Genomic DNA, 20,382 nt, shown 5'->3' with positions numbered 1-20,382 from the left:
GCTTCAATCATCTTGTTTGCAAAGCTTAAAAAATTTCTTCATTGGGGCAATAACCCAAAACCAGACATTTCTTTAGCAGGTGAGCTGTATGAGCAGCTCAAACCTTTTAGACTTCCGCTTATTCTCGTTCAATTTTTTCTCCTTTTTGGCACTTTGGGGTATTTGATTTTAGAAGATTATGATTTAATGCAGGCATTTTTTCAAACTTCTTATACTTTTACAAATACCGGCTTTGGCTCACTTGGGGAGAGAGAGTTTGGCACGATTACCATTCTTTTTACCGCTATTTTAATGGTGTGTGGAGCGGGAGTAGTAACCTTTAGCGTGGCATTTATTATGAGTGTTGTGAATAATGGCACACTTATCCGCTTAATTAAGGAGCAAAAAATGGTGTATAAAATCGCTCGTTTGCAAAATCACTATGTGATTTGCTATCACAATGAATTTACCATAGAACTCGCCCAGCAGTTTTTGGAAGCCCATATTCCATTTGTTGTGGTGGATAATTCTAAAGATTTTGAAGCCCAAGCACAAAAGCATAAATACCCCTACTATATCATTGATGACCCACATACGCATATTGCTATGCTTAAATCCCACCTTTCAAGTGCTAAGGGGATTGTGAGCTTTTCTAAAAACGCAGCAGATAATATCACAATGGTGGTGAGTGCGAGACTTTTTGAAGAGGAGCTAGGCAGAAAGCCCTATTATATTATCGCGAGTGCTAATTCTCAAGAAGAGAGTAAGAAACTTAAGAAACTAGGCTGTGATTCTGTGATTTCAGCTTCTAAGCTTATGGCACAGAGAATCTCGGCTATGGCGGTGCGACCGGATATGGAGAATCTTTTAGAGCAGTTTTTATATCGCCGTGATACGCCCCTTGATTTAGAAGAGATTATTGTTCCGCGTTACTCTTGGCTTGTGCTAAAAAAGCTTAAAGAAGCGCATTTTAGAGATGTTACAAATGTATCGGTTGTGGGACTTACGCAAAAAGATGGCACATATATCAGTATGCCAAATGGCAATACGATTGTCTCAAGCGAGTGCAAACTGCTTGTGATTGGCTCAAGTGAAAATATCCGTGCCACAAAGCGACTTATTATGAGAAAGCAAAAGCCAAGGGAGGTGGATTATGTTTGAGATTTTTCCTATTGATGGTGGTGTGAATGCACCACAAGGATTCTATGCTGATGGCGTGAGTGCGGGGCTAAAGGGCAAGGATTCTAGTGGAGTGGATTTATTAGATATTGCTTTTTTATATAGCAAAGAGCCATTGCAACCCATTGTGAGCTTTACTAATAATCGCTTTCCTGCTGCGCCCATTACGCATTTTAAGCAATATGTGCAGGGCAAAAAGAGCAATTTTGTGCTAATTAATACCAAAAATGCTAATGCGATGACAGGACAAAGGGGTGTGCAAGATGTGGTTGAGATTCTAGAATCTTTAAAGCAAGAGTTTCCTTTTGTTGAAAATCCCATTATGTCGAGCACAGGCGTGATAGGGCAGTATCTGCCAAAGGAGAAAATTAAGGCAAGTTTTAAGCTTTTTAAACCTTTTGAAAATGATAAGGACGCACACACAAGGGCGGCTAATGCCATACGCACAACTGATGCTTTTAGTAAAGAAATAGCCTTAAAAGTTAAGCTAGAAGAAGGGGAGTTTCACATCGGGGCTATGGCAAAGGGGGCGGGTATGATACAACCCTCCCTTGCGACAATGCTCTGCTTTATCACAACTGATGCTAAGATTGTAGAATCTCACGCTAAAGAAGCATTGCAAGAGTGTTTGAAGAATAGTTTTAATGCCATTAGCGTAGATGGCGATACAAGCACAAATGATTCTGTATTTTTGTTTGCAAATGGATATAGTGGCGTGTATGACAAAGATGCGTTTAAGGAAGCGTTGCAAATAGTAATGCATAAACTTGCCCTTGATATTGTGCGTGATGGCGAGGGGGCGACGCGTGTGGTGGCATTTGACGTGCGTAATGCGATGAATGAAGCTCAAGCGATGAAAGCTGCAAAGGCGTTATCAAACTCACTTTTAGTCAAAACGGCTATTTTTGGGGGCGATCCAAATTGGGGTAGGATAGCCTCTACTATTGGGGCTAGTGGGGTAGATTCAGCACAGGAGCGATTGAAAATTGCTTTTGATGATGTGGTGGTGTTTGATAAGGGTGAGATTTGCTTTGATGAGATAATGGAAGCAAAAGCGGCAGAAGTGATGAAACAAGAAAGTTTTAAAATCACTTGCGATTTGGGTATGGGGGAAGGAAGCTTTGTAGCGTATGGTTGCGACTTGGGATATAGATATGTGGAGATTAATGCTGATTATAGAAGCTAGTGATTTATTGAGATTTGGGGTTGCAAAAGTCGCCTAAAATTTCTTGTAAAAGCGTGGTGTTATTACCGAAAATATCTTACAATAAGGTTTTATTTCACACAAGGAGTTAAGTATGTTTCACGAATACAGAGATGAGGTAACCGCACTTAAGACCAACAACGCACATTTTGCAAAGATTTTTGATGAGCATAATGAGCTTGATGATAGGATTCAAAAGATTGAAAATGGCGAGGAGCTTATGAGTGATATGGAGCTTGAGGTGCTAAAAAAACAAAAATTGCGTCTTAAAGATGAGGCGTATGCGATGATTTTGGAATATCGCAAATCTCACTAAAATGCTTTTTAAAGAACATTGCACGATATCCTTCGCTTTAACTTGAATATCGATTAGATATTCAACAAATGTAAGTACAACACCTTGGACTTGTAGTAAGACTACCACAAGTCTTTGGGTTGGTAGAAACGGTTTAAAATGATGATACGAACCCAAGAGTCCAGAAATTACCACCATCTGCTTCTATTGTTTTGCCAAGAACATTAATGTGTAAATTAGAATCAAGTCCATAGCCAAGCTTAATTCCAATTATATCAAGAAATGGTGGGGTTGTGCGATTACATAGAGCAATGTTTTGTTGTAAAGTGGAGAATAATCATATTCTACTCCAAAGTAATAGCTAGGATTTCGTCGAAAATCGTGTGCATATGCTATCTCAAAATTTAACGGAATATAGTAGCTGTTACCAAAGTTTGTCCAGCCAATCCCAGCCATAGCACGAAGCTCTACATTTGGATGAAATTGTCTTTTGCTCACACCAAGTTTTATGCCTATCTCCAAAATACCACTTTGATCACCAGAGAATTGCGTAAGATTCATATAATCAAAAGATCCGGCAATGCCCCAGCCACCTTCTTTTTCAATCCAGCGACGATGATCTATTTTCTTTTTTAGCTCATCAAGGTTTTTAGCCGCCTCACGATGAAGCTTTCTCTCTTCTGCATCATCAAGTTGCAAGGCGGCTTGGAAATGCGATTCTTGATTTTCATTCATTCGATTACGCAAATTAATCCAATCTTGCTTACTCATATTCACGGCCTCTTCTTCATTAACCTTGAATGTATTTTTAGATTGTTGAGTATTTTTCTGCTCATCAGCTAATCCAAAATTAGCCAAAACCGCCATACTGATTCCAGCAATGAAAAGTAATTTTTTCATTCAAAAACTCCTTGTATAGAAAAGTAAAACAGGTATTCTAAACAAAAAAAACAGCTTAAGTTCAAAAAAAAATGACAAAAAAAGTGGGCAAAAGCTAAGAAAAGTGATAGTAAGAGTTGTGATCTTTAGAATCTCGGTATTGAGATTCTAAAAATTAAAACTAAATTTGATCTTCAGGGAGCATTTTAGAGAGTGTTTTTAAGAATCTTGTCCATATGCCTGTGTCTGGTGGGTGTTTAAGAATCTCATTTGTGCCATTATGTTCCCCTTCCCAGCGTGTTTTTCTCCCATCCAAATACACACGCCACGCACTTTGCATATCTTCTACCAAATCATTTTTTAAAACTTTGGCAAATTCTGGATTGTCAAAGACAACCACAGATTCTGTATTGAGATTTGCCGAGCGTGGGTCAAGATTAAAGCTGCCTATCCACGCAATTTTATCATCAAAAACGATACTTTTACTATGCAGGGAGGCTTTAGACTTTGACATTTTATCACGGAGTTTAGACTTGCCCTTGCCGTGGTATTGATACTCATAGACTTTTGCCCCCATTTTGATGAGCTTAGAGCGGTATCGCTCCCACGCCGCATATACCACAAGGGAATCTGTGGAAGCAAGAGAGTTTGTCAAAATATGTATATCCACATTATTTTGAGCAAGTTTCGCAAAGCGTTTCATTCCTTCATTGCTTGGCACAAGGTAAGCTGCGGAGATATAGAGATTTTTATGTGTGTGGTTGAGAATTTCACCTAGTGCATTGGCAATGGGACTTGGGAGTGAAGAATCTTCAATCTTGCGTGGATTATCGGCAATAAAGTTGGCATTACCCCAATGGACTTTAAAATCTTTTCTCTCATACTTTTGGCTTAAAGCAGTTATCTCACGCTCGTAATGTTTCCATTCCGGGTTGGCTTTGAGCTTTTCAATCGAGGCTTTGAATTTTTTAAGGGGTGATTTTAGCGGCAGAAGTGCCACAGGGATAGAGCGGTGAAAATCCCAATAAGTGTAGAAGCTATCTCGTGCATCTTTAGCAACTTTGCCAACAAACAGCACATCTGTATCCACAAAATTGACATTATTGTTTTGATCAAAGTAGTTATCTGCAATATTGCGTCCGCCTATGATGAGTGCTATATCATCGGCAATAAAAAGTTTATTATGCATACGATGATTTATGCGATTAAAGTCAAACACCATCTCCGGATAGCGTAAAATGCGAGAGCGATTTTTGTAAGGATTAAAAATCTTAACTTCAATATTTGGGTGAGAATCTAACGCGATAATATCCGATAAATCAGAATCTAGCCCATTATCATCAATCAGCATTTTGACAATCACACCCCGCTGGGCAGCCAACCACACCTCGTGCATAAGAATGCGTGAAGCGATGTCATTTTTGTAGATATAGGTTTGTAAAATTAATGTTTTTTGGGCGTTTCTAGCCAAATAGGCACGACTTAGAAACGCATCAATACCATCACTCACAAGCACTGCCGCTGTGAGATTTGGATTTTGACTGAGCTGTTCTTTATAGGTTGTGGCAAGCTGTGTTTGCAAGGGATCAAATGTTGGCGCAGGGTTTGACTGCAAGGCTTGGGAGTCTTTAATATCTTTGGTAGATGCTACAATAGAGGAGCAACCAGCAAAAATAAAAAGGCATACAAGTGCGATGAGAGCGAAGTTTGTTGATGAAAAGAAAAAAGATTGAATAAACTGCATAGACTTTCTTTAGAATCTATCCTCCCCCGCATTTGGGGAGAATAGATAAGGATTATTTCATACCTACACTTACCATTTTTCGGCGTAAGTAAGCAATTTTGCTTTGGAGCGGTAGCTCTTTGGGGCAAGTATCGTGGCAGGCAATAAGACTCATACAGCCAAACACACCATCATCATTTCCCACAAGCTCATAATAATCCTCATCAGTGCGTTCATCGTGTGGATCAATCATAAATCGCACGATTCTATTCATTCCCGCAGCACCTACGAAGTCATCACGCATAACCTTTGTAGCACAACTTGCGATACAGCACCCACACTCAATACATCTATCAAGCTCAAAAACTTCATCAGCCACTTCAGGCTCTATTGGCATTTCAAGCTTTGAAATATCAGGCTTGTGTTGCGTGTGAATCCAGCTTTCAACTCGCTTTGTCATTCCTGCAAACCAGTCGCCTGTATTTACACTCAAATCTTTAATAAGCTTAAATGCAGGGAGTGGCATAAGTGTGATAACGCCATCAGGGAAGTCTTGTGTGAGTGTCTTACACGCCAAACGCGGACGCCCATTAATCATCATCGCACAGCTACCGCAGATTCCAGCACGACATACAAAGTCAAAGCTCAAATCCGGGTCTTGTTGCTCTCTAATCATACCAAGGGCGATAAAAACCGTCATAGAGTGAGCTTCCTCCACTTGATATTCCCTAAAATGAGGCTTAGAAACCGCACTTTGTGGGTCAAACTTCAACGCCCTAATAGTTAATGTTCTTCCTTTTTGTTGTGTTGCACTCATTACTTATCTCCTAGTCGTTGATTTCTTGCTTTGTATTGTGGCTGGAGATTGAAAGGCATAAGAGCTTCTTGCAATGCATATCTATCGCCACCTTTAGCCTGAATCTCTTGTGTGATTTTATCAATCTCAGCTTGTCTTATAGCACTATTTGGATGTTCTATAATCATACCCTTAGCACCATATCCGCGGAATCCCGGAGCAATCTCCATTTTCATAATATCCAAATCTTCATAAGTTACCGTTGGTAATGTTTGGTTTGGATCTTCCCAGCTTGTAAGTGTGCGTTTTAGCCAATTTGCATCATCGCGTTTTGGGTAGTCTTCGCGTGTGTGTGCTCCACGAGATTCTGTCCTATCAAGCGCACCTTTTGCTACACATAATGCAATTTTAAGCATTTTTGGTGTGCGGTAGGCATCTTCAAGCTCTGGGTTGCTATGGAGCTTTTTATTCTGCACACGGATATTTTTACTGCGTTTATATAGCTCTTCAAGCTTATCAACCGCTTCTCTTAGTCCATCGCCATCGCGGAAGATTCCCACATCATTATCCATAATGTCTTTCATTGCATTTTTAAGCTCATAGACATCTTCATTGCCCGTGCTATTAAGCAATGCTGCAAGATATTCTTCCTCTTTTTTAACAAATTTTTCTAATGTAGCAGTTTGCACATCAAGATTTGCCCCTTGACAATGCTCTGTGAAGTACCCACCGATAATCATACCTGATACCACCGCTTCACTTACAGAATTTCCACCAAGTCTATTGAATCCGTGTAAATCCCAACACGCTACTTCACCTGCGGCAAATAGTCCTTTAAGGTAAGTTTCGCCCTTGTAGTTTGTGCGGACACCGCCCATAGAGTAATGTTGCATTGGTCGCACAGGCGCCCAAACACCCGGTGTGGCAGGATCAATTCCCGCAAATGTCTTACAAATATCCTGCACATCACGCAAGTTTCGCTCAACGTGTGCGCGACCAAGGATTGAAATATCAAGCCACAAGTGATCACCATAAGGTGATTTTACACCTTTACCATTGCGGATATGCTCAAGCATTCTACGAGACACAACATCACGGCTTGCAAGCTCCTTTTTCTCCGGCTCATAATCGGGCATAAAGCGATAGCCATCAACATCACGCAAGATTCCACCATCACCCCTACAACCTTCTGTAAGCAAGATTCCGCTAGGCACAAGTGGTGTTGGGTGAAACTGCACAGCTTCCATATTGCCAAGTTTTGCAACACCTGTCTCCATCGCAATAGCTGCACCAATACCCTCACAAATTACCGCATTTGTCGTATTTCTATACACTCTGCCATAACCACCTGTGGCAAGTAATGTGCCTTTAGACACATAGGCTATAAGCTCACCTGTTACCAAATCACGCACAACCGCACCATAGCACTTGCCATCTTGATGAATGATAGAAATAGCTTCTTTTCTATCTTGTATATCCACACCAAGCTTATAAGCCTCATTTGCCACCGCATAAAGCATAGTATGTCCTGTCGCATCGGCAGTATAGCAAGTTCGCCATTTTTTTGTGCCACCAAAGTCGCGTGAATGGATATAGCCGTGGCGGAAGTCATCTTCTGTAATTGTTACCTTTTCGCCATTGATAACTGCCGGACGATCGCCTTTTTGGATTCTAGTCCAAGGCACACCAAATCCTGCTAATTCCCTAATTGCTTTTGGAGCGGTGGTAACAAACATTCTTGCTACATCTTGATCACAACCCCAATCGCTTCCTTTCACCGTGTCAGCAAAGTGTAAATCCTCATTATCGCCATCACTCTTAACAGAGTTTCCAAGACTTGCTTGCATACCACCTTGAGCTGCTGCCGAGTGGCTTCTTTTTACTGGGACAAGACTTAATACAATTGTGTTTAATCCTGCCTCTTTTGCCGCAATAGAAGCTCTAAGCCCTGCTAATCCGCCCCCAATAATCAAGGCATCGCTATATACTACTTTCATTTATGCTCCTTTCCCTTGTGTGTGTTCATCTAGTATTCTGTATTCTTGTATGCTTTTATTAGAATCTAGTCTGTGTCCAATTTGCATATAGGCAATATAAGATGCAATGCCAAGCACAAGACAAAAGGCTGTGAGTGCAAGTTTGATAGCTCGTAATGTTTTTGTGCCTAAGCCTTCAAACCAGCCCCACTTAATACAAAGTCTATAAAGCCCGATAGATCCGTGGAATTCCACCGCGAAAAGTAAAAGTGCATAAAGAATATAGAAGTCTTGATGATAGAATCTATATGAAGACGCGCTAGGACCGATGTTTTCTGGCTGGGTAAGCATAATGAAAACGTGTGGCATAGCAAGGAAGAAAATAGCAAAGCCCGTAACAGCTTGAATCACCCAATATGTCGTATCGCCGTGCTTCATCAAATCCTTATGAACGCGAAGTGCTAAGAATTGCTTGTAGTTAATGGGGAATTTTCTCATTGCCAAAAACGCGTGTATCACAAGTGCGATGATGACAATCACAACAATCGCAGAAACAATTCTTGGCTCTCCTGCTTCACCAAAAATAAAACTCCCTTCAAAGAACTTTGTAACCTTATACATCGCTTCTTTACTGATTAAAATACTTGATACAAAGAGCAAGTGAGCTAACATAAACAGCCCCAAAAATAGCCCTGTTGCACTCTGCCAAAAATCAAGCTTGGCTGGGATTTTACTTTTTTTCCTTTGAGGTGTTACGCCCGTGTAACTCTCAATCACTTTATCCTCTCGCATGGATCCTCCTATTTGTAGTTTGACCTATCAAGCCCATAGCAAGAATCCTAACATTAAAGATTCCAAATACTAAGATTCTTGTGGCTTTTAAAAGGCTGGGTGGTATTATAGGCAAATATAGATTAAAGTTTTTTTATTTTATTTTAAGAGGACTAAAGTTTCTAGGCTAATGCTGGAAAGTAGCAAATTAAGGCGACTATGAGCCACGTATGCAGTATAAGTTTATTGTGAGCGAGTTTCTGTTTTGATGATTTTCCCCTCTTTTAGATGAAAGACTTCATCGGCAAGCTCTATGGTGCTTGGACGATGAGCGATGATAATAATAATTTTATCCTGCCTTAGTTGTTCTATACTCTCTTTTATCGCCTCTTCAGTTTGTGAATCAAGTGCAGAAGTCGCCTCATCAAAAATTAAAACTTCAGGATTTTTATAAATCGCTCTAGCAATGGCGATTCTCTGGCGTTGCCCTCCGCTAAGATTTGTGCCAAACTCATCAAGAATTGTATGGATTCCATCTGGCATTTGACTGACAAAATCCCAAGCGTGTGCATATTTGAGTGCTTCAATAGCCTTTTTTTCATCTATCTTGTTTCCATAAGCGACATTGTGAAGAATGCTATCGTGGAATATGAAAATTCTTTGCGTTACCACCGCCATATTATCACGCACACTTTTTTGCGTGTAGTCTTTAATATTGCGATTGTTAAGGGTGATAAGCCCTTCATTTGCTTCATAAAGTCGCAAAATGAGATTGATAATTGAGCTTTTGCCACTGCCACTTTTTCCTACAAGAGCAGTGATTTTATTTTTTCTAAAGTTAAGATTCACACCTTTTAGGGCGTGAGTTTCTTCATTGTAGTGAAAATGCACATTGTTAAAATCAATACTATGAATGGGGGCTTGTAGCACCAAATCCCCATCTTTTATCTGTTGTTTTTGATTAAGGATTTCAAAGATTCTATCACTTGCGACAATAGCAGTTTGCATTTGTGTATAGAGATTGACAAGGCGTTTAAAAGGTGTGAAAATAAGAAACAATGCTCCCACAAATGATGAGAATTGTGCCGCACTTAGCTCCCCTTGCGAAATATCAACAATTGCCATATACAGCACACAGCCTAGCATTATCGCACCCAAAAGCTCCATTAAAGGTGTGCTTAGCTCCCCTACACGCACAGCTTTCATACTGATTTTAAGAAAATGCAGATTCTGTGATTTAAAATTTTCATATTCTAGCTTTTCACCATTACTTGCCTTAATCACTTCTACATTATTAAAAATTTCATTGAGTTTTGAAGTAATATCCGCATTTTTTTCTTGGATATTGCGTGAATATTTTTTGAGTTTTTTGATGATAAAACTAAGCGGAATAATGGCTAGTGGCATAATAACAAGCCCAATGAGCGCATACTTTGGACTTTGGTAAATCACAATCACAACAAGCCCAATAATACTTATACCTTCACGCACAAATTCTGTGATGTAGTTTGACACAGCTGAACGGATAAGCCCAATATCATTTGTGATTCTAGCAATCAGCTCCCCTCCACGCATTTTATTAAAAAACGCCATTTCAAGAGAAAGCATATGATCTAGCATTCTATCGCGGAGCTGCCGCACAATGTCCTGTCCAATGAGATTCATAAAGTATGTCTGGATATATGTCCCCACAGATTTACCAAAATACACACCAATAATCATAAGCATCATAGCTAATGCCATCTTGCCATCTTGTGCTAATTCTTCAAAGCTAAAAAATGGCGTAGCTCGTGGCGTTTTACCTTGCAGAGTATCCAAAAGTGGCTCAATGAGATAGGCAATCCCCGCTGTGCAGGCAGCAACTATAAGTGAAGCACTAATAGCGATAATAAATGAAAATGTATGCCCTTTAATATAGGGAAGATATTTTTTAAAAAAATCAAAAAATGTTCGCATAAAGTGTAAGGTTCCTTGTCTATTTCACTTCAAACCCTGCATCAAGAATGGCTTCTGTGATAAGCTCTTGTGTAGCTGGAGATTCAAACTCCACTATGACTTTAGAATCTTGTAAATTCACATCAACAAGGCTAATACCTTCAATCTCGCCTACAAATTTTTCAATCTTATCTACACATTTACCACAACGCATTCCGCTTACATTAAGTTCTACTCTCATTTTTGCTCCTTAGATTCTATTTTGAGATTCTATACATTTAAATTTTTTCAGTCTTGCTGCATTTGCTATCACGCTAAGGCTTGATAGGCTCATCGCAAAAGCACAAAACATAGGGTGCAAAAAAATATCAAATCCCCCAAGCACACCCATTGCTAAGGGAATAAAAGCGATATTATAGCAAAAAGCAAAAACAAGATTCTGTTTTATATTTACAATACTCGCACGAGCCAAAGCATAGGCGTTGTAAATGCTTATTGTGTTTTCATTATAGTTAATAATATCCGCACTTTGCGAAGCAATATCAAATGAAGAGGCAAACGCCATAGAGGCGTGCGCATAGGCAAGGGTAGGGGCGTCATTTGCCCCATCGCCCACCATTAGAATCTTATGCTGTTTTGATTTTTCTTTTAAAAGTTGCATTTTATCTTCTGGCAGAGCTTTGCTATAAGATTCTGTAATATCAAGTAAAAGTGCTACATTTTGCGTATTTATGGCATTATCCCCGCTAATGATACTTGAGCTGATGTTGTGCTGTTTAAAAAGTTCTAAGGTTTGCTTGGCGTCCATTTTTAGCCTATCTTGCAGAGAGAATAACGCTAAAATCTCATCATTTGTGGCAAGAAAGAGTGTGATTTTATTGTTTTGTGTGTGAAAGCTATGGGCTAAATGTGGGGGCAGAATATCAATATTGCCGATAACATACTCACGCCCTTGTATTGTGCCTTTCACACCTTTGCCTATGATATTTTGTGAATCTGTAATGGGATAGAGTGTCGCATTATGGGCTAAATGATGAGATTTAAAAGCATTGCTAATAAGGTGAATGCTTGTGGATTCTAAAGTATAGGCGAGATTAAAGACTTCTTGCTCTGTGAGAGAAGAGAGATTTTCAATCTGCTTAATCTCAAGTCCTTGTGTCAATGTGCCTGTTTTATCAAACACGATATGTGTGATTTCACTTAAAGTTTGAAAAGCTTTAGAATCTTTAAAAAACACGCCCATTTTGTTTGAAATGGCTTGGGCGTGGAGGATTGCCATTGGCGTGGCAAGCCCTAAGGCACAAGGACAGGAGATAACAAGCGTTGCTACAAAAATGCTTAAAGCAAATTCAAAATCTCGCATTCCCCACCAAAATGCCCCCGCACACAACGCTAGAAATATCACAAGCGGCACAAAGATTCCAGCGATTTTATCCGCAAGTGAAGCAATGGGGGCTTTGCTTTCTTGTGCTTTTTGGATAAGCTCTAAGATTTTATGAAGCGTAGAATCTTTAGCATTTTTTGTAGCCTTAATATACAAAACGCTATCAAGATTCAAACTGCCTGAAAGCACTTTGTCATCTTTTTTTACAAGGATAGGCAAGGATTCACCGCTAATGGCTGATTTATCAAGGCTAGAAGCCCCTTCAATCACAATGCCATCTACCATAATCATTTCACCCGGCAGGACTTTAAGTATATCATTTTGTTTGATTTCTTGTGTGGGGAGACTTTGAATCTGTGCTTGGGATAGGCTTGGAGCAGATTCTGTAAGGACTTTTTGCACGATTTTTTGATTGAGCCTTAAAAGTGTGGAGGCACTTTGCAGAGCGGAATTTTTGGAATTTGTCTCAATGCTTTTACCCACAAGCACAAGCGTGATAATCACACATACGCTATCAAAATACAAATGGGCGTGTGGCATAAAAGCCCCTTGCAGACTATACAAAAACGCACTTGTTGTGCCTATGGCAATGAGCGAATCCATATTTGGATTTTTGCTAAAAAGGGCTTTGAATCCACGGATATAAAAATCCCGCCCTATGTGCATAACAATAAGGCTAAGAAAAAGTAAAATGCCAAAATGCCACATAGAAGGGAGTTTGGCTATATTAAACATTTCCCCCCAAGAAAGTATCAGCACAAGTATGGATATTGTAGAGCTTAGATAAAGCTTAAGCTTTTTAGGCAAAAAGTGAGCATCAAAAGATTCTATAAGTGAGTTAAGGTATGTAAGGCTCAAGGCTTTTGCTTTTGAATCTTGGGGGGGTTCAGTGTTGCAGTCATAAGGTTGCAGATGTGGCTCATAGCCCATTTTGCGAATAAGAGCAAAAATCTCTTCAAGGCTAGTTTGGCTTTCATCATAAGTGATATGTGCTTTTTTGCTTAAAAGATGGACTTGAATATCTTGGCAGAATGCCTTGCGTTTGAAACTTCGCTCAATCCCACTAGAACAAGCTTGGCAACTCATATTTTCAATAAAAAAAGAAGCTTCTTTCATTGTGAATTCCTATAAGAATAATGTGTGGAGTAGCGACATTCCTTACAAGATTTTCCGCCAAAACGCACAAGTGCTGATCCCCAAGTTAGCCCACCACCAAAGGTATCAAGGAGCATAAGATCACCATATTTGAGCTTATTTTCTTCATACAAGTCATTCATCGCCATCGGTATAGAAGCTGCTGAAGTGTTGCCATATTTTTGAACGCTGATGACAAGCTGCTTTTCATTAAAACTTAGCTGTTCTCCTACGGCATTGATAATACGCAGATTTGCCTGATGAGGGATAAAGTAGGCGATGTCCTGCGGTTGCAAGGCATTGTTTGTAAGAATATTATTGACATCATTCACAAGCGTTTTAACCGCGAGTTTAAAAGTTTCATTGCCTTTCATTTGTAGATAGGGGGATTCTTGTAGATGGGGTGCATTAGATTGTAGAAGCTCTCCAAAAATCCCTTGCGAAATATTTTGTGAAGTATTTGCTCTAGGAGTGCAAAGAAAGTCCTGATGTCTGCCATTAGCACTTGTATGGACATCTAAAATAGCCGCCTTTTTATCTTCTGTAGATTCTATCACACACGCCCCAGCCCCATCGCCAAAAAGCACACAAGTGCTTCTGTCGCTAAAATCAAGCACAGAGCTAACCTTTTCCGCACCAATAATAAGAATGCGTTTGTATGTGCCAGATTCAATAAAAGACTTCGCAAGAGAAAGCAGGTAGATAAAGCCACTACAAGCAGAGCTAATATCAAAAGCAGGTTTATTCTCAATGCCAAGTTTATAAGAAGTGATACACGCTGTGCTAGGCATTGTGAGATAATCTGGGCTTAGCGTTGCTACAATAACCGCATCAATATCTTCAGCCCTTACACCCGCCCTTTGCATTGCCTTTTTTCCCGCTTCATAGGCTAAATCGCTTGTGTTTTGTGAGGGCAAGGCGAAATATCGTGTTTTAATGCCTGTGCGTTTAACTATCCACTCATCACTCGTATCAAGAATCTTTTCAAAATCCGCATTTGTAACACAAGTTGGCGGAACATAAGAAGCGATAGATTTGAGTGTAGCATATCTCATAGGCAATCCTTTATGGTTAGTATAGGCTAGTTTTCATCTTGCGGTTTGTTAGCAAAAGCATTTGTAAGTTTAACACAAATATCGGATTCTATGGCGTGTAAGGCTTGATATATCGCACATTCAATCGCCCTTGCATTGGAGCTTCCGTGGCTAATGATGACTACCTTTTGCACTCCAAGTAGTGGCGCACCACCATATTCACTATGATCCATTTTTTTCTTTAATCGTTTGAAAACACCTCGCAAAAATAACGCTCCAAACATAGAGCAAATACAAGATTTTATCTCTTTTTTTAGCACAGATGAGATAGCACTTGCCACGCCTTCACTTGCTTTTAAGACGAGATTCCCACTGAATCCATCACACACAATCACATCTACACTGCCATTGAAAATATCCCGCCCCTCAACATTGCCCTTGAAAAAAGGGAATTTTTGTAGCAGTTTGAAAGTCGCCTTTGTGAGTTCATTGCCCTTATTGTCCTCTTCACCATTGCTTAAAAGCCCAACGCGTGGATTTTCAAGATTCACAACATTTTTAGCATATTCATACCCCATAATGGCAAAATCCACGAGATATTCAGGTTTGCAATCTGTGTTTGCCCCTGCATCAAGGATAATGCTAGGCTTATCTGTGGTATTTGGCATAGTGGTGCAAATAGCAGGGCGAGATACACCTTTAATGCGTCCAATTTTAAGTGTGGCTAGACTCATTGTAGCCCCACTATGTCCGGGCGAGACAACAGCGTCTGCTTCACCATTTTTGACTAGCTCTACAGCTTTGTAAATTGAAGTTTCACTGCGTTTGTTCGCACTTGAAGCAGATTCTTCCATTTTGATATAATCCGCACAATGCACAATCTCAACGCGATTTGCCACACTGCTAGGAATGAGTGGGGCAATTTGCTTTTCATCACCAACAATAATGGCGTGAAAATCCCGCGTTTTTAATGCCTGTATAACACCTTCAACAATGGGAGCTACTCCATTATCCGCACCCATAACATCAATGGCTATTTTTAGCATTTACGCTCCTTGCGTCAATGGATTATTTGTAGTTGCCTGTGAAAGTGTTGATATGATGAGGCATTTTCCAGCTACCATCTTTGTCTTTAATAGGTTTTGCTAGAGCTACTTTGTAGTGTGTGCGTCTTTTTGCCGCTCTTGTTTTGCTTACGCGTCTTTTTGGGACTGCCATTTTTACTCCTTTAAATCTTTGGTGTGATAATCGCTTCGTATAGATTCAATCTCACTTTCCAAAATATAATGTAAATCAATAAAGCCATCAAAAAACTCTATAACTTCAAAGCTATCAAGCTTTCTGCTTTGGCTTTGTGAATCCCAGATTCCATCTGCAATATACAAAACCAAAGGTGTGTTAAGATGATATGTGTATTCTTCCCCGCTATTATCGCATATCAGTTCAATATCGCCAACAAGTTTGCCTTTTAAGCATACGATTTGAGAATCTACCCTCTCAAGTTGCCCCTGCAAGGACACACCCTCAATCTCTAGGGCAATATCTTTTGGGGTGTTGGCGATTTTTCTAAATGCGATTTTCAATGAGTGAATCTCGAGTTGGCAATCTTTTATCTAGCAAATTTCTCTAGCACCAAAGAAAAATGCGATTTCATTTTTAGCATTTTCAAGGCTATCACTGCCGTGCACAGCGTTTGCATCAATGCTATCGGCAAAATCCGCTCTAATTGTTCCAGCAGCTGCCTCTTTTGGATTTGTCGCACCCATAAGCTCACGATTTTTAGCCACTGCATTTTGCCCTTCAAGCACCATAACCACCACGGGACCGCTTATCATAAAATCCACTAAGTCTTTAAAGAATGGACGATCTTTGTGAATGGCATAAAAACTTTGTGCATCACATTGCGTAAGCTGAAGTTTTTTAATCGCTGCAATGCGGAGATTATTGCTTTCAAATCTGTCTATAATCTTGCCGATAACGCCCTTTTTTACAGCATCTGGTTTAATAATTGAAAGTGTTTGTTCCATTTGTTTTCCTTTAAAAAAGTGTGATGATACAAAAAGTGCGGATTTTACCTAAAAAAAACTTGCTTAAAGCTAAATTTGCAAAACGCAAACTTATTTCGTTGCTTTTATAAAAAGGTAAGATTCTACTTTTACGCCTTATTCTTCTTGTTTCATACGCCAAAAGGTTGGGAAGCGTGGAATGCCATTGTGGGTAAGCCCTTGAAACTTAAAGCTAATGATTGAACCAATGGGCGGAGGATTGCGTCTTAGCGTATCGCTCAAGCCACTGCCGATTTTAAAGTTTTTGCCATTGTATTCACAGATAATCGCTCCTAGCATAGAATCATACTTGCCCTTACCTTGCGTGTGTCCTATGACCTTACATTCCGCGTCCTGCCTTGTTTTGAGCTTAAAATCATACTTGCTTCGTCCTTTTTGATAGGGTATATTTGGCATTCGCAAGACAAGTCCCTCTCCACCATTATCCACAACCGCTTGAAGCTCCCTATCAATAGAATCCTGCCCCTGCATAAGCCTTTGGGGGATTATCTCAATATACATATTTGGCTTAGACTTAAGATATGCCCTTAGCTCATCAAGCCTTTGCGTGAGTGAATCTTTGGGGGAATGCGGCACATCAAAAACATAAAATTTTAACCCTAAAATTTCATTTTGCTTTTGCGGATTTTTAAGGATAGAGATAATTTGAGAGAAGTGCAGTTTTGGGCTATATAGCTCTCCATCAAGGGCAAAAGGTGGGAAATCTTTCACAAACTCACTTGGCAGATTCATTACCTTGCCACTGCGGAAATACATCTTTTGCCCATTCCATAGCCCCCGCACACCATCAAGCTTTTCACTCACAAGCCATTGAGAATCTGCTTGTGTTTTTTCAAACTCACTTAAAAGCATAGGCTCAAAAGCCTTTGCGTAGAGGGCTACTCCCCATAGCAGCAAGCCATAAAGCAAAGCCCTAAAAAGTGTGTGTTTCATTTTAGATTCAATTAATTTCGCTTGTAGTCATCACTCAATCGCACAATGTCATCTTCGCCTAGATACTCGCCCATTTGCACTTCAATCAGCACAAGCGGCAAGATTCCGGGATTTTCTAGCCTATGGACACAACCCATAGGAATATAGGTAGATTCATTAGCTTTTAAAAAGCTACTCTTTTCGCCAATGGTAACAATCGCCGAGCCACTCACTACAATCCAATGTTCATTGCGATGATGATGCTTTTGTAAGCTTAAGCGACCTTTGGGATTCACAATAATTTGTTTAATCTTATAATTTTGAGATTCTAGTAAAATCGTATAGCTTCCCCACGGGCGATGTGCGTTCCTATGGACTTTTGTAAGTTCGGGATTTTGCTCTTTGAGTAGGGCTACAATGTCTTTAATCTGCTGTGAATAACCCTTTTTAGCTACTAAAAGACAATCATTTTCATCTATAATCATTAAATCTTCTAGCCCAATCCCCACTACTTGCTTATCAGCAATGATAAAGTTATTTGTGCAATCTTTGCCTACAAAGGCATTTTTACTCGCATTATTTGTGCTATCTTTAGGATATTCAAGGCTTAAAGATTCAAAGCTCCCCACATCATTCCACGCAAAGTCCCCCGCCACACAGGCTACCTTTTGACTTTTTTCCATAAGGGCATAATCAATGCTAATATTTGGCAATTTCTCACTCATTGTAGAATCTAGGCGTAAAAATGGTGAGTGTGTTTGTGGCTTTGAAGATTCAAGGGTGAGTTTGCATAGCTCATAAATCTCTGCATTATGCTCTTTTAGCTCTTTTAAAAATACTTCTGCACGGAAGCAAAACATACCGCTATTCCACAAGTAGCCTCCATCTTTAAGATAAGTTTTAGCATCTTCTAGGCTTGGCTTTTCAATAAATTTTTCCACGATATGATTTTTTGATTTAATGTAGCCATAGCCTGTATGGGGGGAATCTGGCTTGATACCAAAGGTTACAAGAAAGCCTTTTTTAGCGAGTTCAATGGCTTGCTTGATAGAATCTTGATAGTTTTGTGTATTTTTAATGAGATGATCGCTTGGCAGGGCTAGGATAATATCATCAGCAATTGTATCAAGCTCATAAGATTCTAAAACGCAAAGGGCGGCAAATGTAAGGGCTGGGGCGGTATTTTTACCATAAGATTCTAAAATGAAATCCTGCAAGGGAATATCGCATTTTTGGGCTTGTTCTTGGGTGATGAAGTAGTGATTATCATTAGTGATGACTTGGAATTTGGCGTTATGCTCTTTTATAAGAAAGGCGTTGCGTAAGAGTGTCTCTTGGAAAAGTGAATGTGATTGCCCTTGATTTGATGGGAGAATGTCGGCAAACTGCTTTGGCATAAGCTCACGAGATAAAGGGAAAAGCCGTGTGCCACTCCCACCGCATAGAATTGAAATTGTCATTAGATTCTCCTTTTATGTGTTTTTAATGGGATATAGGGATATGCAATGCTTTAGGGATTTGTGTCAAATCCTGCGTGTCAATGATGAGTGTTGCCTCTTTTTTTAGCACTTCTTTAGCACAAAATGCTATGCGTGTATCAGCGTATTTAAACATACTTAAATCATTTGCCCCATCGCCTACCACAATGGTATCGCTAGGCGTGATATGCAGCAGATTCTGTAAGCGTTGGAGCATCTGCCCTTTAGAATCGCTAAACATCATCTCTCCGCCCACTTGCCCTGTAAGAATGCCATCTTTGTGGTGTAAAATATTAGCAAAACTCGCATCAAGCCCTAGAATCTTAGCAAAATGATCCGTGGCGATGTGAAAGCCTCCACTAAAACACACCGCTTTGTAATTGGCGTTTTTAAAGGCTTTGATACATTGCTTTGCCCCTGACATAAGGGGGAGATTATGAGCTATATCTAGGGCTTTTTGTAAGCTTAGTTCTTGAAGCAGGGCAACACGACTTTTAAGGCTCTCATAAAAGTCAAGCTCCCCATTCATCGCTTTATGTGTGATTTGCTCCACTTGCTTATGGACATTGTGGGCTTTGGCTAGAATATCTATGGTCTCGCCATTCATTAGTGTAGAATCAAAATCAAACACAATGAGTTTATCTGTGCTTTTCATTGCGGTGTGTCCTTTGTTGGTATATGTGGGGTAAAAAATGTTAGGATTATAGCATTTAGGAGTTAAATAATTTTAGAATCTATGGGGTGTAAATGTTTGGGATTGAGTTTTTACCACAAGAGATATGTGAAGATATGGAATGCTTAAAGGCTATGATACAAGGTGCTAGGGAGAATCTAGGGCAGGAAGTGGATTTTGTGCTTATCCCTAGCAATCCTGTTAATAAAGCAAGTGTAAGCTCACTGCTTGGGGCGTATGCGTTGCGTGAAAGATTTTCTATGAGTGTGGATTCTGGGTTTAGCTCTGTGGTGGAATTTGTGCCGACAATAAGCGGGGCTGGGCTAGATAGACTACAGATTCAATCACAGATTCTTGGTGTGAAGTATGGTGGGTTTAGCTCTGTGGCGTTGATTGGCGGGGATAATGGGGAGCTAGATGGAGTTAAACTTATTGCGTTGGCAAGGGAGATTTTAGGCGGAGAAGTGAGCCTTGTGAGTGGCAGTGGGGTTAAGATATGGGAAAAAGAGATAGAGCAAAGGCTAACACAAAAGCTACAAGCGGGTGTAGATAGAATCATCACACAGCCTATTTTTAGTATGGAATCGGCTAAAAAGTGCGTGGAGCATTTTTATGTATTGCAAGAAAGGCTTGGGATTCAAGCACAACTTTCGCTTGGCGTATTTGGAATCTTTAGTGCGGAGAGTGCATATCGCATTAATGAAACTCATCTTGGCTTTGAGATTCCAAGAGCGTATTTAAAAGCATTAGAACAAAGCGGGGTAAAAGAGACTTTTATATCCTTGTGGCAGGATATGCAGGGCTTGGCTAGGGAATATGATATATCTTTATATCTTTCTACTCCTAAGCATAATGACTTAAGGGCGTATGGGAATGGATTGTGCTAGATGCAAAAGAGATTGATAAAGGCTACAAAAAAAAGGATAAAAATGAATAGGGAGAAGCCGACTTTGTTACTTGTGAT

The 20,382-nt window shown here is 39.9% G+C and carries 20 protein-coding genes; 4 read left to right on the top strand and 16 right to left on the bottom strand.

The features are described from left to right. Nucleotides 1-12 precede the first annotated feature (12 nt). The 3 genes from LS74_RS06975 to LS74_RS06965 all read left to right on the top strand — a co-directional run bounded on the left by LS74_RS06975 (nt 13) and on the right by LS74_RS06965 (nt 2,678). On the top strand, nt 13-1,140 hold the full coding sequence (locus tag LS74_RS06975; RefSeq protein WP_034586938.1) for a potassium channel family protein: 1,128 nt from the start codon (nt 13-15) through the stop codon (nt 1,138-1,140). Next, nucleotides 1,133-2,344, top strand: a complete 1,212-nt coding sequence (gene argJ / locus LS74_RS06970) for a bifunctional glutamate N-acetyltransferase/amino-acid acetyltransferase ArgJ (RefSeq protein ID WP_034586936.1) — start codon at nt 1,133-1,135, stop codon at nt 2,342-2,344. The genes LS74_RS06975 and argJ overlap by 8 nt, the downstream gene beginning before the upstream one ends. Nucleotides 2,345-2,456: 112 nt before the next feature. After that, complete coding sequence (locus LS74_RS06965; protein WP_002955800.1) at nt 2,457-2,678, top strand: YdcH family protein; 222 nt, start codon at nt 2,457-2,459, stop codon at nt 2,676-2,678. Between the two features lie 249 nt (nt 2,679-2,927). On the opposite strand, the gene LS74_RS11365 is transcribed toward LS74_RS06965, so the two are convergent. The 16 genes from LS74_RS11365 to serB form a co-directional block, all read right to left on the bottom strand. Beyond that, nucleotides 2,928-3,557 (bottom strand): hypothetical protein, encoded by a 630-nt coding sequence (locus LS74_RS11365; RefSeq protein WP_236096854.1) that lies wholly within the window; start codon nt 3,555-3,557, stop codon nt 2,928-2,930. Nucleotides 3,558-3,717: 160 nt separating this feature from the next. Then, a complete protein-coding gene (locus LS74_RS06955) occupies nt 3,718-5,280 on the bottom strand; it encodes a phospholipase D family protein (protein WP_034586934.1) in 1,563 nt (520 codons plus the stop codon). 52 nt (nt 5,281-5,332) lie between these two features. Next, nucleotides 5,333-6,076: a fumarate reductase iron-sulfur subunit gene (locus LS74_RS06950; RefSeq protein ID WP_002955796.1), complete on the bottom strand. Its 744-nt coding sequence runs from the start codon at nt 6,074-6,076 to the stop codon at nt 5,333-5,335. Then, nucleotides 6,076-8,052 carry a fumarate reductase flavoprotein subunit gene (locus LS74_RS06945; protein WP_034586931.1) on the bottom strand — a complete coding sequence of 659 codons (1,977 nt, stop codon included), beginning with the start codon at nt 8,050-8,052 and terminating at the stop codon, nt 6,076-6,078. Before LS74_RS06945 ends, LS74_RS06950 begins: the two co-directional genes overlap by 1 nt. Further along, nucleotides 8,053-8,823 carry a fumarate reductase cytochrome b subunit gene (locus LS74_RS06940; protein ID WP_034586927.1) on the bottom strand — a complete coding sequence of 257 codons (771 nt, stop codon included), beginning with the start codon at nt 8,821-8,823 and terminating at the stop codon, nt 8,053-8,055. Nucleotides 8,824-9,045: 222 nt separating this feature from the next. Next, complete coding sequence (locus LS74_RS06935) at nt 9,046-10,758, bottom strand: ABC transporter ATP-binding protein (RefSeq protein ID WP_138128948.1); 1,713 nt, start codon at nt 10,756-10,758, stop codon at nt 9,046-9,048. Nucleotides 10,759-10,777: 19 nt separating this feature from the next. After that, a complete protein-coding gene (locus LS74_RS06930; protein WP_138128946.1) occupies nt 10,778-10,978 on the bottom strand; it encodes a copper ion binding protein in 201 nt (66 codons plus the stop codon). A 9-nt stretch (nt 10,979-10,987) separates the two neighbouring features. Next, on the bottom strand, nt 10,988-13,237 hold the full coding sequence (locus LS74_RS06925) for a heavy metal translocating P-type ATPase (protein ID WP_034587701.1): 2,250 nt from the start codon (nt 13,235-13,237) through the stop codon (nt 10,988-10,990). After that, nucleotides 13,234-14,310, bottom strand: a complete 1,077-nt coding sequence (locus LS74_RS06920; protein ID WP_034587699.1) for a beta-ketoacyl-ACP synthase III — start codon at nt 14,308-14,310, stop codon at nt 13,234-13,236. The genes LS74_RS06925 and LS74_RS06920 overlap by 4 nt, the downstream gene beginning before the upstream one ends. Nucleotides 14,311-14,336: 26 nt before the next feature. Continuing rightward, entirely contained in the window at nt 14,337-15,335 is a 999-nt protein-coding gene (plsX, locus tag LS74_RS06915) for a phosphate acyltransferase PlsX (RefSeq protein WP_034587697.1), read from the bottom strand. 22 nt (nt 15,336-15,357) lie between these two features. Beyond that, a complete protein-coding gene (gene rpmF / locus LS74_RS06910) occupies nt 15,358-15,507 on the bottom strand; it encodes a 50S ribosomal protein L32 (protein ID WP_002955785.1) in 150 nt (49 codons plus the stop codon). A gap of 2 nt (nt 15,508-15,509) precedes the next feature. Further along, nucleotides 15,510-15,872, bottom strand: coding sequence for a DUF177 domain-containing protein (locus tag LS74_RS06905; protein WP_034587695.1), 363 nt, complete (start codon nt 15,870-15,872; stop codon nt 15,510-15,512). A gap of 30 nt (nt 15,873-15,902) precedes the next feature. Beyond that, the gene (gene ndk / locus LS74_RS06900) at nt 15,903-16,316 is read right to left on the bottom strand and encodes a nucleoside-diphosphate kinase (protein ID WP_034587693.1); all 414 of its coding nucleotides are present in this window, start codon (nt 16,314-16,316) and stop codon (nt 15,903-15,905) included. Between the two features lie 135 nt (nt 16,317-16,451). Further along, nucleotides 16,452-17,288 carry a DNA ligase gene (locus LS74_RS06895; protein WP_034587691.1) on the bottom strand — a complete coding sequence of 279 codons (837 nt, stop codon included), beginning with the start codon at nt 17,286-17,288 and terminating at the stop codon, nt 16,452-16,454. Between the two features lie 11 nt (nt 17,289-17,299). Then, a complete protein-coding gene (locus tag LS74_RS06890) occupies nt 17,300-18,727 on the bottom strand; it encodes a mannose-1-phosphate guanylyltransferase/mannose-6-phosphate isomerase (RefSeq protein WP_034587689.1) in 1,428 nt (475 codons plus the stop codon). A gap of 22 nt (nt 18,728-18,749) precedes the next feature. Then, nucleotides 18,750-19,400 carry a phosphoserine phosphatase SerB gene (gene serB / locus LS74_RS06885; RefSeq protein ID WP_034587687.1) on the bottom strand — a complete coding sequence of 217 codons (651 nt, stop codon included), beginning with the start codon at nt 19,398-19,400 and terminating at the stop codon, nt 18,750-18,752. A 92-nt stretch (nt 19,401-19,492) separates the two neighbouring features. Here serB and LS74_RS06880 point away from each other — a divergent pair, with 92 nt between their 5' ends. Continuing rightward, on the top strand, nt 19,493-20,305 hold the full coding sequence (locus LS74_RS06880) for a methylenetetrahydrofolate reductase (RefSeq protein WP_034587685.1): 813 nt from the start codon (nt 19,493-19,495) through the stop codon (nt 20,303-20,305). Nucleotides 20,306-20,382: the final 77 nt, after the last annotated feature.

It is taken from the genome of Helicobacter magdeburgensis, from assembly GCF_000765825.2.
GTDB lineage: Bacteria > Campylobacterota > Campylobacteria > Campylobacterales > Helicobacteraceae > Helicobacter_C > Helicobacter_C magdeburgensis.
The sequence above is the reverse complement of the archived record's forward strand: the minus strand, read 5'-3'. Positions and strand labels throughout refer to the sequence as shown.